Source organism: Nitrobacter winogradskyi Nb-255 (genome assembly GCF_000012725.1).
GTDB classification, from domain to species: Bacteria; Pseudomonadota; Alphaproteobacteria; order Rhizobiales; family Xanthobacteraceae; genus Nitrobacter; species Nitrobacter winogradskyi.
In genome coordinates, this window is record NC_007406.1 from 3,136,440 (window position 1) to 3,151,751 (window position 15,312).

Here is a 15,312-nt window from a genome sequence, read left to right on the forward strand (position 1 = left end):
CTTGTTTGATTGAATGCCTTGGGCGATCGCCCGCATCAGGAATATGCCATGTTTCGTTCTTGCCTCCTTTCGAGCGCCGGCGCGCTCGCGTTATTCGCTGTTTGCGACGGGGCCGCGGCGCAGACGGCGGCCTCGACACTGCCAGCCATCACGGTCGACGCCCCGCGCCAGGCCCAGCCCAGCCCGCGCAAGAAGAGAGCGGTCGTCCAGCGCGGCGCTCCGAGATCCTTGCGGCCGCAGCCGGCCGTGGCGGTGATGCCGTCGCCGGCGCCTACGGAGTCGCTGCTCGCGACCCTTCACCGGGCGCCGATCGGACAGCCCCAGACCACCATCGGCCGCGATCAGTTTGACAACAGGCCGTCATTCTCCGTGGCCGACGTGCTGCGTGACAGTCCCGGCATCTCCGTCAAGCAGGGGAACGGCCCGCGCGACTTCGGCATCTCGATCCGCGGATCGAACGCGCGCAACGGCTTCGGCATCCGCAATCTGGTGATCTTCGACGATGGCTTCCCGGTCACCCAGCCAGACGGACTGTCCCGCAGCGACCTGATCGATCCTCATGCCTACGGGGCCATCGACGTGATCCGGGGTCCGTCGTCCGCGCTTTACGGCAACTACGCGACCGGCGGCGCGCTGAACTTCAGGACCCGCCGCGGCGCGGAGATCAACGGCTTCGAATACGGTTCCGATGCGGGAAGCTATGGATACTTCAACAACTATCTGACCGTCGGCCAGAAAACCGGAAACTTCGAAGCCTCGCTGTTCGCAAGCGACACCCGCAGCGACGGCTACACGGGTAACACCTGGTTCAACACCCAGACCGTGAATTTCCTCGGAACGCTGCAGGCGACGCCGGACGATCGCCTCACCTTCAAGCTGATCAACAATACGCTCGACGCGCGTCTCGCGATCCGATCCTCGCTCAATCAATTCGACGCCAATCCCTTCCAGCGCGGCTGCGCAACGGCCGCGACGGCCGCTCCCGGCTGCGGCACTGTCAGCCTGTTCAATAACGGCTTCAACCCAGCCGCCGGAACCACTCCTACAACGGCCGAGCAGGCCGGCTTTGGCCGCACCGATCGCCGGACGATCGTCGGCGGCCGCTGGGAGCATGATTTCGACAACCAGACCACCTGGCGCAACCAGTTCGTGTTCGACGACCGCAACATCAGCCAGCCGACCGGCGCCACGGGCGCGATCGGCGACTATCCGTCCTATAACCTCATGAGCGACATCGTCAGGCGAGGTCAGATCTTCGGGATGGACGCCACCGGCTATCTCGGCGTGTTCTACAACACCCTCAGCTGGTCCGGCGACACGTATCGCGTGATGCCGGGCGGCAACGCCTCGCGCGGCTGGCTGGTGTCAAATCTCACGGGCATGCACACCAATTACGGCGCGCGCGCGCGCGGAGAAATCCAGATCAATGAATCATGGTCCGCGATCGCCGGCATCGGATGGGAGACGACGCATCTCAAGGGCGTCAATACCGCCTATAGCTACGCGGGCCCAACCGGAATCCCGGCCACGACGATCAACAGCGTGGATCGCCAGCTCCAGAACACCGCGCCGGAGTTCGCGCTGCAATACCGCGCCGACAAGGACTGGCTCTTCCGCGCGCGGGTCGCGACCGGTTACGGGACGCCACAGGTCGGCAACCTGTTCGTGCTGCCGAACGGCCAGAACGGCAACAACACGCAGCTCAATCCGCAAAGGAATCTCGGTTACGATCTCGGCTTCGACTGGACGCCGGATCCGACACTCAGGATCAGCGCGACAGGATTCTACGAGTTCTTCCGCGACGAACTGGTCACACAGGCGGCCCCCCTCGGCGCGCCGAATGCGAGCTATACGTTCAATGCCCCGAAATCCGAGCACCGGGGCGTCGAACTATTGGCGCAATGGCGCTTCCTACCAAGCTGGCGTGTGACCGCCGCCTACACCTATCTCGACCAGATCTACACGAGCTACACCGAGAACATCAACAACGGCGCCACCTTCAGCTTCGATCGGGCGGGCAACAAAATTCCCGGCATCTCGCCGAACGAACTGACGGCGCGGCTTTCCTACGACCAGCTCTCGGGCGCCCTGCAAGGGGTTGGCGCGTTCGTCGAGCTTCAATGGAAGGACACGTTCTATATGGACAACGCCAACCTGCTGAAAGCGCCCGGCTACGAACTCGTCAATCTCAATGTGCACTACGACACGCCCCTGCAATCGGAGTATCTAAAGTCGTTCCATCTTTATTTCGAAGTGAGGAACGTCTTCGACAAGACATTCGTGGCGTCCGCCAACAACATCGCCAATACCGTCACCGCCGCGGGCCTTCAAAACCCCGCCAGCGTTCTGGCCAACACCGGCGGGTCGATCTATGCCGGGCAGCCACGCATGTTCATCGCAGGAATGAGGCTTGCGTTTCGATAGCAAAGGGAAGCCTGACCATGATCAGAACGGCAGCAGCAGCAGCGATTGCGCTCTTCCTGCAAGGCGCTGCGAACGCGCAGATGAGTCACCACCACGCCTCAGAGGCCGCCTGCGATACGACCGAGCTGCGCTGCGCGACCAAGGTCACGCCGGCATTCGCGCCTGACGGAACCTTGTGGCTGGCGTGGATGGCGGGCGGGCGCATTTCGGTGGCGCGCTCCGGGGATCACGGAAAGACCTTTTCAGCACCCGTCGCGGTGTTTGATCAAGCGCTCAAGCTCGATTGGGGACCCGATGCCCGCCCCAGCATGATCGTTGACCGGCAAAACCGGATCGCCATCGCCTTTTCGATTTTCCGCGACAAGAACTTCAACGGCGAGGTGCTGTACACGCGCTCCGTCGATGAAGGCCGCCGCTTCAGTAAACCGGAACCCATTACACCGGGCACTGAAAGCCAACGCTTCGTGCAACTCGCGCTGGACAGCGACGGTTCGGTCTTCGCGGCCTGGATCGACAAGCGCAACCGCGCGCGCGCAAGCGCGGGCAATCAGAGCTATAACGGAGCAGCGCTGTTTTTTTCCTGGTCGAAGGACGGCGGCGGCACCTATTCCGAAACCCGGCTTGTGAAAGACAACACCTGCGAGTGCTGCCGGATCGCCGTCGCGTTCGCAGGCTCTCGCCAGCCCGCCGTTCTGTTTCGCAATATCTTCCCCGGCGGCGTTCGGGATCACGCGATCGTCACCTTCGGGGATTCGGCTGCGCCGGGGGAAATCCACCGCGTCAGCCACGACGGCTGGAAGACCGACGCGTGCCCGCATCAGGGGCCAAGCCTCGCCATCTCGCCGGAGGGAACCTATCACGCGGTCTGGTTCACCAGCGGCGAAGCTCGAAAAGGTTTGTTCCATGCGCGCTCGACCGACGGCGGACAGACCTTCTCCGAGCCCATGGCGATCGGCAGGCCCGACCGGAACGCGTCACGCCCCTACGTATTGACGAGCGGCTCGGGCACCACGATCGTCTGGAAAGAATTCGACGGCGAGAAAACCACCGTGAAGCTGATAAGGTCCGGCGATGATGGAAAAAGCTGGTCGCAACCGCGAGACATCGCCGCGACGACGGACGCGTCGGATCATCCTCTGCTTGTGGGGAATGGATCGGAGGTCTTCCTGTCATGGATGACGAAAGCTGACGGCTATCACATCACGCAGATCGATAGCGCGCCATGAAACATCCCTTGTTACTCTTCGCGTTCGTGCTTGCCGGCGCCGTTCTTCCACAACGTCTTGCGGCGCACGATGAATTGCGCGCGTTTCAGCGCGGAAGCTGGCAAACCATCCTCCACGCACACGCAGGCCGTCCGATGATGGTCAACTTCTGGGGGGTTACCTGCGGCCCTTGCAAGGTCGAACTGCCGCTTCTCGGAAAGTTCGTCAAGGACAATCCCGGCGTCGATGTCGTGACGGTCAATGCCGATCTCGTTCCGAACGCGCGCGAGGCGGCGCTATCGATGCTGCGGAAGGCCGGACTATCGTCGACCGAGAACTGGACCTTCAGCGACAGTTTCGTCGAACGGCTGCGCTATGAGATCGATCCCGCCTGGCAGGGTGACATCCCGCGCACGATGCTGATCGCGCGCGACGGAAAGATCACAACCATTGAAGGCATCGTCGAACTTGCCAAGGTGAGGGAATGGTTCGCGAGCCAGGCGGTCGAGGCAGACTCGGAAAGCACGCGTCGAACGCATAATTGATGGCGAGCCTGTCGGGAGTTCTTCCCCGACATTTGAATCCGTGATCTTCGCAGCGAAAGACGTGCGGCGGTGCTGCCCTTCTTGTTTTAACGCGTTTTCTTCACACGAACCGGTATCCACTTCGCTCGAAAACGCTATAAGATTCGAACACTGAACCAGGAGATCCGCGAGCGACGCACCCCGAGAAACATGAAGCCGTTGCGCGCCCCCCCCCATGCGCAAGTCGCGCCGCCCGGTGTAGCGTTCCTGATCAATCGAACGGGGCTCCAAGCGTCGCTGATTACGCGTTGAACATCCAGAGCTGCTCGCTTGCCATAAAGCCCGTCAGCAGGAACAAGCCGACGACGATGACCATCGCCGCGGCGCCAACCTCGATGCCCTTCATAACAAGCGCTCCCCTGCCCGGTCGAGCGTCCGTCATACGACCGGCGAGATTGCGTGCGCAGACAGCAAGCGTCGCAATCGCAGCGATCGTGATCGCCGTGCCCGCTCCCATCATCAGGGCCGAACCTATTCCGGTCCAGAACATATCCTGAGACAATGCGAAGACCAGGATGATGATCGCACCCGAGCAGGGTCGCGCGCCCACGGCCAGAACGGCCGCAAAACCCCTTCTCCAGCCGCCAGGGCCCGCGAGGTCCTCCGGTTCCGGACCATGAGCGTGCCCGCATCCGGATGCGTGATCATGATCGCAAGCGGGATCGCAGTCCTTGTGAGCGGAATGATCATGCCGGAGATGACCATGGCGTTGTCCATCATGATGACGGCAACCACAATCGACCGCGGGTTTTGAAAGATCGGGAACGCGATGCTCAGCAGCGACGGCCGCGGCGCCAAGGCTTCTTGCACGCCTGATCTCGCGACAGGATCGCAGGAAGCTGCGTCCTTTCACCCAGAGCAAGCGAGCGCCGATCAAGACAACCAGACCATAGCTGAAGATCTCGATCACGCGAACCGTGTCGCCCATGGCCTTTGCGGTCACTTCAAGAACGATCGCCCCGATGGCGACGATCGCAATCGCGACCATCGCCTGAAGCATCGCGGACGCGAACGAAAGCGTCACGCCACGCTTCCAGGTCTCATTGTTCGCGACGAGATAGGAGGAGATCACGGCCTTGCCATGGCCAGGACCGGCGGCGTGGAAAACGCCGTAGAGAAACGAAAAGCCGAGCAGACCCCATATTGCGGAGCCATCGGTCTTGCTGGCACGGACAAGAGCGGAAAGCGAGCGGTAGATTGCGGCCTGCTGACTGAAGATCCAGCCGAAGAAACCCGCGGACGAAGACGCCGCCGCCGGCTGCCGGGAGCCTAACGACAGGCTTTGCGCGAGTGCAGCATCCATCAGGCCGGCAACGAGCAGCAGCGCGCAGGTAAAGATCGCCACCTTCGCCGCATACGGGCACTGATGTCCGTGACCATCAGCCATTAAATACTTCTCGGTCACATGTCGTCATGGACACTTGATGCGGATCTTGTTGGAAAAACCCTGTCCGAAAGTATCAAGGGAATCGAGCGGGTTTTGATCGAGCTGGCTCATCCGAAGCTGCTCGTCGGCGGTCGGCGTGCGAGGGCTATCGACGATCAGCTGGCAGCTTGCGGGCGCTCCGGCCAAAGCGACAGGCTGATCCTTCGCGAGCCCGAAATCGACGAAGATCGTCGGATCATACACCTCGATCAGCATCGCCTTGGCGGCAACAGGCGTCTTCAGCGGCAGCGTAAAGTGCAGGATCAAGGCCGAATCCTTGTATTCAAGCCAGTAATCAACGGGATCGGAAAACGTCGCTTTCTTCCCGTCAGCCTTCGCGTAGGTGAAATAGTCATTCTCCTTGAGAGATGTCACGTTCACCTCCGCGAGGGCGTTCAGTTCCTCGCGCGTATATTGTCCCTTTGTCGCATGATGGATGCCCTGCAAGGCATAGGCGGAGAACATATCGTCGAACGTCCATGCGTGACGGATTCCGCTCATCACACCGTCCGGTGTGTAGAGAATTTCGCTGCGGATGGTGACCCAGACATGCGGATGAGCACTGGCGGACATCAGCGTGCCCGCAAGGAAAAGAAGCGCAAGACAAATGATCGACCGGATCCGGCTCATGATCCTGAGAGCGATAAGGACAAGTGCGGCGGAATAGCGGCGGCGATCGGAATCGGAAAGGATCCGCGCCGTCGACGACCAGGCTCCGTGCGATCGCAACTCGTGCGCCAGCACGGCGACGACGGCTCGCGCAATCCGGATCACTCGCGGGAAAGATCCGACAGCGAAGCCGCCGCGACTCTCCGGTCGCAAATCCACGACCGACTTCGCGCGGCCGATCCGGCAGGTTCTCATGCCCGGCGGCTTGACGAACACAATCCGATATTCTATAGTTCATTGGAATATTGGATTTTCTGGTGAGATGGTTTCCGATCCTCAATGGCATCAGCTTGAGTTGGCCGCCGAAATGCTCAAGGCGCTGGCTGACCCACACCGGCTCGGCATCCTCTTGCGGTTATCAAAACGCGAGCTGAGCGTCGGAGAACTCGCCGAGATCGAACAGGAGAAGGTCACTACGATGTCCGCCCGTTTGAAGGTCCTGCTGACGGCGCATCTCGTCAAACGGCGGCGCAAGGGCCAGAGCGTCCTTTATTCGTTAGCCGACACGCACGTGCTCAACCTCGTGGACAATGCGATCGAGCACGCTTGCGAAGGCCACTAAACCCCAGCCAGGAAAGGAAAGTACATGACGACTCATGCTGATCATCCGCACAAGCACGGGCCTTCATGCGGCCACGTCGGGATCAAACACGGCGATCATGTCGACTACCTGCATGACGGCCATCTGCACCACCAGGCCGGCGACGCCGTCGAGGAGCACGCCATCGACGTCAGCGCCGAGAATCCCGACCGTTGCACGCCGGAGTTTGGTCATGTGGGCCACGACGCCGGCCATGTTCATGGTCCCGATTGCGGACATCAGGCCGTTCCCCACGGCGATCACGTCGACTATCTCGTGAACGGCCGGCTTCATCATCCTCATGGTGATCATTGCGATGACCACGGAGCGATCGAGGTCGTCGCTAGCTAGGAGCCGTCAGTCCTGACGGCGGGAAAAGCGAGTTCTCCAGGGCGCGGCATTCGACCTCGAGCGTCGGGCCGCGTTCCGTTTTTTGACCTTAGGAAACGGCTTTCCCGTCATTGCCAAATGATGCCAAAGCCCTATGCTTGGCGGACTGAAGGCCGGCCGGCAGGGAGCAGAGGCATGAGGATACTGACCGTCGCGTTCGCTCTTGGCTCGGCCCTGGCGCTGTGTTGTTCGGGAGCGTTCATTGCTCCCGTCCATGCGAAGCCCAGGCGGGTCATCATCGTCACGCCTCCAACCCCGCAACCCTACTGGGACTCCTATATCGTTCCGCGATACCAGTATCGTCCCGAGGACGATCGGGTGGATCCATGCGGCGGACCGGTGGTGCCGGTGATACGATATGGAGCTCAAGAGGCGACGATCCCCTTCTGGCTGGCGAATGATCTGGGTCTTGGCCTTGTGCATGGTCGGGACTGGCCATGTCGGGGACGGGGCTATCGTTAAGCAAAAGGCGCCAATGGATGAGGCGCGCCGCTCTGGCTGCGGAGTGGACGAAACGAACGGCCTTTCCGCTTCCGGTCGAACCAGAAACGGGGCTCCGGATTGGTGTTCTGACGCGCGCTCTTCACGCGAAGCCACGACCGCTTCGCTCGAAAACGCTATAGGCCGTAACGAACCTGAGCCGGCCCTAGAGCATTTTCCGGCGAAGAAAATGCGACCAGACAGCCATTTCTAGAGCATGGTCCGATTCAACTTGATCGGATCATGCTCTAAGGACAAGGCCAGCCTCGTTCACTTCGGGTACGACTTTGATCGCGGCCTGCTTGCGATCGTCTCTGTTCCACCACCCGCCGCCGAGCGCCTGAAACAACGCGGCGGTATTCGCCAGTTGCGCGGCCTGCGCATCGAGACGCGCGAGAGAGGTCTCCAGATAAGCCTCCTGCGCGGCAAGCAGAAGCGGCACGCTGATCTGCCCCTGATCGACCTGTTTGCGTACGAGCGTGATGCTCTCCGTCGCCGATCGTTCCGCGCCCGTCGCCGCACTGATCGCGCGCGTGCCCGCCTGAAGGGCTCGCAAGACGTCCGCGACGTTTTGAAAAGCCGCGAGGACGACGCTGCGATACTGAGCGAGCGACTGTTCGGCTTCCGCCTCCGCGGCGCGCTGCCGGTTTTCCAGCCTCCCCGCGTCAAAAATGGTCTGCGCCGCATTGCCGGCGATGATCCCGAGCCCCGCGGCCGGATTGGCCAGTTGCGTAAACTGGGCAGCCGCCGCTCCACCGCTTGCCGTCAGGGTGATCTGCGGGAGGCGATTGGCGATCGCTATTCCGATCATCGCATTGTCCGACTGAAAGTCCGCTTCGGCGGCCTGAATATCCGGGCGCTGCCTTACGAGATCGGCCGGAAGAGTGAGCGGCAGACGACGGGGCATTCGAAATGACCCGAGATCGAACCTTTCTTTAGGGTCGTCGCTCGCCAGACGCCCGGTCAGGAACGACAACAGATGACGCTGTTGCGCGAGCTTCTTTTCGAGATCCGGCAACAGCAGCCGGGTTTGCGCCACCGCGGTCTCCTGCGCCGCGACGTCGGTCTGGGCGATCTGCCCCTGCTCCTGCTGCCGCCGCAGCAACCTCAAAACCTCGCCCTGCAAACCGAGGACACGGCGGGTCGCCGCGATATGTCCCCGCAGCCGGCCTTCCTCGATCGCCGCAAGCGCGATGTTGCTGGCCAATGTCAGATAGACCCCCTCGCGCTGGAACGCGCGCATCCTCGCCTGCGAATTCGCGGACTCGACCAGACGGCGCGTCCCTCCCCACACATCGGCAAGGTAAGACACGGTGACCTGACCGGTGTGCAGGCTCAGAAGGTGAGCATTCGACTCGAGCGGCGATTGAAGATCGACCGGCACCTGTTGCCGTGAGGATTCGAAGTTTCCCATGACGCTGGGAAACAGCGCCCCGCGCTGGGCCAGCGCGTTGGCCTGCGCCACCCTGACCGCGGCCTCCGCGGCGGCGAGATCCGCATTGTGGGCGATACCATCCTCCACAAGGCGGTTCAGCGCGGGCGAGCGGAACAGCTCCCACCATTGGGGAGGAACCTCCCCAGCGCGCACGATCGAATGTCCGGGCACGCGATCCCCGGCGCGATCGGACAAGTATTTGACGGTGTCCGGGGGCGCCGGAGGTTTGAAGTCAGGTCCCACCGCGCAGCCTGAAAGCACAGGCGACGCGGCAGCCAGGAACGCCACGATGAAACATCGCGTGCAGGAAAACGCCAGCTTCCCCGCTGTTCCCGGTGAAGGAAATCCCGATCCATTCTGTCGACTTGACCGCACGAAATGCCTCTTCAACAACCTCGGCTCGCGAACCGACCTTCTATTCCGCCGGTTTGCACGCCGCTTCGGGCGCGGCCACTACCGTTCTTCGACGAGAAAACAACGCGATGAGCGCCGGCAACGCGACGAGGATCACCACCGGAGCCACCATCATTCCGCCGACCACGACGACAGCCAGCGGCTTTTGCACCTGCGATCCGATTCCGGTCGAAACGGCGGCGGGCAGCAGGCCGATACCCGCAATCACGCATGTCATCAGGACAGGACGCATTTGAACCTCTCCTGCTCTTATGATCGCATCTATCCGCTTCATGCCCGACTCGATGAACTGGTTGTATTGCGACAGGATCAGGATCCCGTTCATCACCGAAATACCGAACAGCGCGATAAAGCCGATGGCGGCCGAGACGCTGAAAGGAATGCCCGTGACGAACAGCGCGAAGACGCCACCGATCACCGCCATCGGAATGACGCTCAACGCCAGCAACGTATCACGTATGGAGGTGAAGTTGATCCATAGCAGCAACCCGATGATGCCAAGGCTGAACGGCACGACAATCTGCAGGCGACCAATCGCTTCCTGCAGATTGCGGAATTCTCCCACCCATTGCAGTTGAGTGCCGGCAGGCAATTTCACGTCCTGCGCAATTCGCTGTTCGGCTTCCTTGATGGTGCTGCCGAGATCGCGATCACGCACGCTGAACTTGATCGGCAGGTAACGCTGCTGCTGTTCCCGGTAGATATAGGAGGGACCGGTGACGAGCCGGATCTGCGCGACCTCGCTCAACGGGATCTGCGTTATTCCCTTGGCCCCGGATACGCCGATCGTCAGCTTGCTGATCGCCTCCGCGCTCTGGCGATACTGCGGAGCCAGCCGCACCACGATCGGAAAATGGCGATCGCTTCCATGCTCGTAGAGGTCGCCCGCGGCCTCTCCGCCGACGGCCGTCCGGATCATCGAATTGATATCGCCCGGCGACAGTCCGTAGCGCGCGGCGCGCTCACGATCGATGCTGATCTGAATCGTCGGCTGGCCCAGCGAGGTGAAGACGCCGAGGTCCGTCACACCCGGAACCTTCTCGAGCACCGCCTTGATCTCTTCGGCCGTGTCGGTCAGTTCCTGCAAATCATTGCCGAACACCTTGATCGAGTTCTCGCCTTTGACGCCCGACACCTGCTCGGCCACGTTGTCCTGCAGATACTGCGAGAAATTGAACTGGATCCCCGGAAACTCCATCTTGAGCCGCGCCTGAATTTCTTCAGTCAACGTTTCCTTGTCCACGCCATGGCGCCACTGACCGACCGGTTTCAGCGGAGTGAAAAACTCGACATTGAAAAAGCCGGCGGCGTCCGTGCCGTCGTCGGGGCGGCCATGCTGCGTCACGACCGTATCCACCTCGGGAAAGCTGCGGATCAGCCTGCGCATCCGGTTGGCGTAGCCATTCCCCTCCTGAAGGGAGATCGTTGCCGGCATGGTGGCGCGTATCCACAGATTGCCCTCCTCCAGCTTGGGAAGGAACTCCAGTCCCAGAAATCGCATCGCGATTCCCGCCAGCACGAACACCGCCAGCGTCACGGCGACCGTGGACCTTTTATTCGCGACAGCGATCCGCAGGACCGGACTGTAGAAACGGTGCAGCGTGCGCACCAGCCATGTTTCGGTCTCCTGAACATGCTCGGGCAACAGAAGCGCGCTGAGCGCCGGGGTGACGGTAAAAGTCGCCAGCAAGCCCCCCGCGATGGCGTAGGCATAGGTCTTGGCCATGGGGCCAAAGATGTGCCCTTCGACGCCGCTCATGGTGAAAAGCGGTATGAACCCCGCGATGATGATGCCGGTCGCGAACAGGATCGAGCGGTTGACGCCCGCGCCCGCGGCATAAATGGCGAGCAGCTTTCCGCTCAATCCGGCCGCGTTGTCGTCCTCGGGGAACGTCCTCTCGCCGCCATGCCCGAGCTCCCGGAATATTCGCTCGACCATGATCACGGTGGCGTCGACGATCAGACCGAAATCGATCGCCCCGACCGATAGCAGGTTGGCGGATTCGCCGCGCAGAACCATGATTCCGATGGCGAAGAACAATGCGAACGGAATTGTCGCGCCCACGATCAACGCGCTGCGAAGATTCCCCAGGAACACCCACTGCAACGCGAAAATCAGCAGGATGCCGACCGTCATGTTGTGCAGGACGGTATGCGTCGTGGTGTCGATGAGATCCTGACGATCGTAAATTCGTTCGATCCGCACGCCGGGAGGCAGAATCCCGGACGTATTGATACGCTCGACTTCAGCCTTCACCCGCTCGATGGTCGGACTGCTTTGCTGACCGCGGCGCATCAGGACGATGCCCTGAACGATATCGTCGTCGTTGTCCTGGCCGGCAATACCGAGGCGGGGCTGATGCCCGATGATGACCGTGCCAACGTCCCGGACCAGGACAGGATTGCCGCCGGCCTGCGTCAGCATGGTGTTGTTGATGTCATCGCTCGAGCGTATCAACCCGACACCACGCACGACCGCCGACTGCGTGCCGAGATTGACGATGTTTCCGCCGACATTCAGGTTGCTGCTGCGCAGCGTCTGCAGCAATTGCGTCAGCGTCAGCCTGTGGGCGACAAGCTTGTCGAGATCGACCTGCAGTTCGAAGGTCTTGGTCTTGCCGCCCCAGCCGATGACATCCACGATGCCCGGCACCGCGCGAAACCGCCGCTGCAGCAGCCAATCCTGTAGGGTTTTCAGATCGAGCACGCTAAAGCCGGGCGGGCCGACAAGCCGGTAGCGATAGACCTCGCCGACGGGGCTGACGGGACTGATGGTGGGCTGCGCGCCATCCGGCAGTCCGGAGAGCTGCGACAGGCGGTTCAGAACCTGCTGCAGCGCCTCATCATAGGTATAGGCATAGGTGAATTGCAGTTTGACGTCCGACAGGCCGTAAAGAGAGATGGTTCTCATCACCCGGAGGTTCGGCACGCCGGAAAGCTGGGTTTCGATCGGAATCGTGATGTAGCGTTCGATCTCCTCGGCGGAGAGTCCGGCGCTTTGCGTGATCACGTCCACCATCGGCGGAACGGGATCGGGGTAGGCCTCGATATTCAGGACCCTGAACGCGGCAATCCCGCCGGCCATGGTCATCATGAAGAGGACCAGCACCAGAACGCGCTGCCGCAATGCAAACGCGACGATCGGATTGATCATGGCAAGCTATCGTACCGGTCAGGTCTGTTTGGCAACTGTCATCCGGTCGATGAACAGACTGCCGCGGGTGACGATCTTCTCGCCCGGATGGAGCCCGTCCAACACCTGGATCAGCCGTCCGTCTGATTGACCCAACGTGATCTGACGCAATTCCACGCTTTGATCGTCGCCGACGATCCAGACATGCGCATTGCTTCCTTCATAGATGACCGACTCAAGAGGGATCGCCGGCATTGGCGCTCCCTCGCTGGCGACGATCGTGACACTCGCAAACATCTCGGGTTTGAGCAGTCCATCCGCGTTATCGACGCTGGCGCGGACCAGAAGCCGCCGATTGTCCGGGTCTATTCCCGGCGCGACGTAGTCGATCCGGGTCTCGAACACCCGGTCAGGCTGCGCCAGGACCTTGAACGTCAGCCGCTCACCGATCTTCACCTTGGCGACATCGGTCTCGCGGACATAGGCCACGATCCAGACTTTCGACGTGTCTCCGATCAGGAGCGCCGGATCGCTATCGCCGGCTCCGGCGCTGACATACTGTCCGATCCCGACCTTGCGATGCAGAACGGTGCCGGCCAGCGGCGCGTAGACCGGGGCGTCGGGCGTCAGCGCCCCCGTCTTCTCGAACGCGTCAATTTCCGCATCGGTTTTCCCGACGAGCCGCAACCGGTTGCGCGCGGCCTGAAGTGCGATTTCCGCTGAACGGGAATCGTTTTCCGCGGCGGTGAGATTGGTCTGGGCTTCCTGCCATTCTCTCTGCGACGCCGCCTTGTCCTTGGCCAGGCTCGACATCCTCCGCTCGACGATCTGCGCGAGGTTGACCTGGGAAACCGCCTTGTTCCGGGTCGTCAGGGCGACCACGAAATCCCTCTGGGCGTCCAGGGAATCGGCCGCCGCGATCACAAAGAGAAGCTGGCCTTTCTGAACCTGATCGCCGGATGCGACCATCAATTGCGTCACCCGGCCCGCATAGGGCGCGAAGATGCGAGTCGACAGGTTCTGATCGATCGCGATCTTTCCCTCGGTACGAAACTCGGAGCGGAACGCGTGCTGCTCGACCGGCTGCACCGTCACGGTGCCCCATTGCGATGACGTCAACCGCAGCTTTCCGTCAGGCTGCTTGATTTCACTGTCCAGCGTCGGATTTCTGGCGGCGCTGCCGCGATCGATGTTCAGGACGACAGCGGCCGTCCCGACAAGGACCAATGCGCTCGCAAGGCCGATGGCAATCCGCGGGATTTCCCGCACTCGCCGGAGTGACGCCAGACCACGCATGATCCCTTATCCATATTCCCTTGCCCCGCCGGTTGTCAGAACAAGCCCATCCCGTCAAAATTGATAATTCAAATGCTGGCCTAAGGCCTTACCTGTCCGAGCGCGTGTTCCCGGGGCGAACGAGGGCTGCTTACCCGGTGAACCGCCTCCATTATAGAAGCTGCATCTTACGGCAGCCTTACAAACACCGTTATGACAGTCCCCTTACATTCAGCTTTCAGCTCGAGCCCCTTTGCTTCTGATATCATCAGAGGCAATGCTCTATGGTATTGATTTAACGCTTTTATTCACGCGGACCGGCGCGAGAGTTGGAGAGTTATCGCATCCATGAGAGTCTTGATCGTCGAGGACAGTGAAGAACTGGCCGATCTTCTGGCAAAGGGACTGCGGGCGGCCGGGTACCAGATCGATCTCCTCACCAATCTTGCCGACGCCGCCAGCGCCCTGGGAACGACGCGTTATGCGGCATTGATCCTGGATCTCGGCCTGCCCGATGGCGACGGGCTTTCGATCCTGCGGGAACTGCGGCATCGCAAGGATCCCCTCCCCATCCTCGTCCTCACGGCGCGCGGCGGCGTGGAGGATCGGGTCAGCGGCCTGCGAAGCGGAGCGGACGACTATCTTGTCAAACCCTTTTCCTTTGACGAACTGGTGGCGCGGCTCGAAGCGCTGCTCAGACGGCCGGGGCAGTTGCTCGGCAGCTCATTGCGGCTTGCCAACGTGACCTTCGACAGTGAGGGCCGGCAGGCTTTTGTCGACATGAAGCCTCAGAACCTCACCGCCCGGGAGATCGCGGTGCTTGAACTGCTTTTGCGCCGCAAGGGTAACGTCGTTTCCAAGAAACTTCTCGAAGATCAGATCTTCGGCCTCACCGGAGATGTCGCCTCCAATGCCGTCGAGGTTTATGTCCATCGCCTGCGCAAGCAGCTCCTCGACATTGGCGCAAAGGTCAAGATCAGCACTATTCGCGGCGTGGGCTATGTGATGATGGAGAGCGACTAGCGTGGCGGTTCAGAGGTTCGCTTTCAGCCTCCAGCGATTCTGCCAGGCGAACTTCCGAAGCTAAAGCACACCAGAATCTTTCACCGCGTCACGGAAGCGGTGAAAGATTCTGGCTTTTTGGTTTGAAGGGTTTTCTTGCCGAGAACTGGATTCCATCCTCGGGACAAGCCCGAGGACATGCTTCGCTCGAAAGCGCTATGGACTATAAAGTTGCCGGTCTCCCTTTGATTTCGAAGTTCGCATCAAAGGTTGCTGCAAGGGTAAGCGAACTTCG

Annotated in this window: 12 protein-coding genes; 6 read left to right on the top strand and 6 right to left on the bottom strand. The window is 61.2% G+C overall.

Annotated features, from left to right (window positions below):
* Positions 1–48: 48 nt before the first annotated feature.
* The 3 genes from NWI_RS15080 to NWI_RS15090 are packed head-to-tail and all read left to right on the top strand — an operon-like array spanning position 49 to position 4,174.
* On the top strand, positions 49–2,424 hold the full coding sequence (locus NWI_RS15080; RefSeq protein ID WP_011316082.1) for a TonB-dependent receptor family protein: 2,376 nt from the start codon (positions 49–51) through the stop codon (positions 2,422–2,424).
* Between the two features lie 17 nt (positions 2,425–2,441).
* Positions 2,442–3,650, top strand: a complete 1,209-nt coding sequence (locus NWI_RS15085) for a sialidase family protein (RefSeq protein WP_011316083.1) — start codon at positions 2,442–2,444, stop codon at positions 3,648–3,650.
* Positions 3,647–4,174 (top strand): TlpA family protein disulfide reductase, encoded by a 528-nt coding sequence (locus tag NWI_RS15090; RefSeq protein ID WP_011316084.1) that lies wholly within the window; start codon positions 3,647–3,649, stop codon positions 4,172–4,174. Before NWI_RS15085 ends, NWI_RS15090 begins: the two co-directional genes overlap by 4 nt.
* A gap of 280 nt (positions 4,175–4,454) precedes the next feature.
* Here the strand turns inward: NWI_RS15090 and NWI_RS15095 are convergent, their stop codons facing one another.
* Both NWI_RS15095 and NWI_RS15100 read right to left on the bottom strand, forming a co-directional pair.
* Positions 4,455–5,600, bottom strand: a complete 1,146-nt coding sequence (locus tag NWI_RS15095; protein WP_011316085.1) for a nickel/cobalt transporter — start codon at positions 5,598–5,600, stop codon at positions 4,455–4,457.
* A 24-nt stretch (positions 5,601–5,624) separates the two neighbouring features.
* Positions 5,625–6,269, bottom strand: coding sequence for a DUF1007 family protein (locus NWI_RS15100; RefSeq protein ID WP_011316086.1), 645 nt, complete (start codon positions 6,267–6,269; stop codon positions 5,625–5,627).
* Positions 6,270–6,570: 301 nt separating this feature from the next.
* On the opposite strand from NWI_RS15100, the gene NWI_RS18055 reads away from it, so the two are divergent.
* On the top strand, positions 6,571–6,870 hold the full coding sequence (locus NWI_RS18055; RefSeq protein ID WP_041345183.1) for an ArsR/SmtB family transcription factor: 300 nt from the start codon (positions 6,571–6,573) through the stop codon (positions 6,868–6,870).
* 63 nt (positions 6,871–6,933) lie between these two features.
* Here NWI_RS18055 and NWI_RS18060 read toward each other — a convergent pair whose 3' ends face one another.
* On the bottom strand, positions 6,934–7,212 hold the full coding sequence (locus NWI_RS18060; RefSeq protein ID WP_187147991.1) for a hypothetical protein: 279 nt from the start codon (positions 7,210–7,212) through the stop codon (positions 6,934–6,936).
* Between the two features lie 201 nt (positions 7,213–7,413).
* On the opposite strand from NWI_RS18060, the gene NWI_RS17200 reads away from it, so the two are divergent.
* The gene (locus NWI_RS17200; protein ID WP_148203884.1) at positions 7,414–7,740 is read left to right on the top strand and encodes a hypothetical protein; all 327 of its coding nucleotides are present in this window, start codon (positions 7,414–7,416) and stop codon (positions 7,738–7,740) included.
* A gap of 259 nt (positions 7,741–7,999) precedes the next feature.
* Here NWI_RS17200 and NWI_RS15115 read toward each other — a convergent pair whose 3' ends face one another.
* Genes NWI_RS15115 through NWI_RS15125 form a run of 3 tightly spaced genes read right to left on the bottom strand, consistent with a single transcriptional unit; the run spans position 8,000 to position 14,036 of the window.
* Positions 8,000–9,568, bottom strand: coding sequence for an efflux transporter outer membrane subunit (locus NWI_RS15115; RefSeq protein WP_011316090.1), 1,569 nt, complete (start codon positions 9,566–9,568; stop codon positions 8,000–8,002).
* Between the two features lie 40 nt (positions 9,569–9,608).
* Positions 9,609–12,761 (bottom strand): efflux RND transporter permease subunit, encoded by a 3,153-nt coding sequence (locus NWI_RS15120; protein WP_011316091.1) that lies wholly within the window; start codon positions 12,759–12,761, stop codon positions 9,609–9,611.
* A gap of 18 nt (positions 12,762–12,779) precedes the next feature.
* On the bottom strand, positions 12,780–14,036 hold the full coding sequence (locus NWI_RS15125; protein WP_011316092.1) for an efflux RND transporter periplasmic adaptor subunit: 1,257 nt from the start codon (positions 14,034–14,036) through the stop codon (positions 12,780–12,782).
* A 327-nt stretch (positions 14,037–14,363) separates the two neighbouring features.
* Between NWI_RS15125 and NWI_RS15130 the strand changes: the two genes are divergently transcribed.
* Positions 14,364–15,038: a response regulator transcription factor gene (locus NWI_RS15130; RefSeq protein ID WP_011316093.1), complete on the top strand. Its 675-nt coding sequence runs from the start codon at positions 14,364–14,366 to the stop codon at positions 15,036–15,038.
* The last annotated feature ends 274 nt before the right edge of the window (positions 15,039–15,312 follow it).

Coding starts and splice junctions, on each gene's coding strand:
- NWI_RS15125 (WP_011316092.1), bottom strand. CDS start 14,036: ATGCGTGGTCTGGCGTCACTCCGGCGAGTGCGGGAAATCCCGCGGATT.
- NWI_RS15120 (WP_011316091.1), bottom strand. CDS start 12,761: ATGATCAATCCGATCGTCGCGTTTGCATTGCGGCAGCGCGTTCTGGTG.
- NWI_RS15085 (WP_011316083.1), top strand. CDS start 2,442: ATGATCAGAACGGCAGCAGCAGCAGCGATTGCGCTCTTCCTGCAAGGC.
- NWI_RS15095 (WP_011316085.1), bottom strand. CDS start 5,600: ATGGCTGATGGTCACGGACATCAGTGCCCGTATGCGGCGAAGGTGGCG.
- NWI_RS18055 (WP_041345183.1), top strand. CDS start 6,571: ATGGTTTCCGATCCTCAATGGCATCAGCTTGAGTTGGCCGCCGAAATG.
- NWI_RS15130 (WP_011316093.1), top strand. CDS start 14,364: ATGAGAGTCTTGATCGTCGAGGACAGTGAAGAACTGGCCGATCTTCTG.
- NWI_RS15080 (WP_011316082.1), top strand. CDS start 49: ATGTTTCGTTCTTGCCTCCTTTCGAGCGCCGGCGCGCTCGCGTTATTC.
- NWI_RS15090 (WP_011316084.1), top strand. CDS start 3,647: ATGAAACATCCCTTGTTACTCTTCGCGTTCGTGCTTGCCGGCGCCGTT.
- NWI_RS15100 (WP_011316086.1), bottom strand. CDS start 6,269: ATGAGCCGGATCCGGTCGATCATTTGTCTTGCGCTTCTTTTCCTTGCG.
- NWI_RS17200 (WP_148203884.1), top strand. CDS start 7,414: ATGAGGATACTGACCGTCGCGTTCGCTCTTGGCTCGGCCCTGGCGCTG.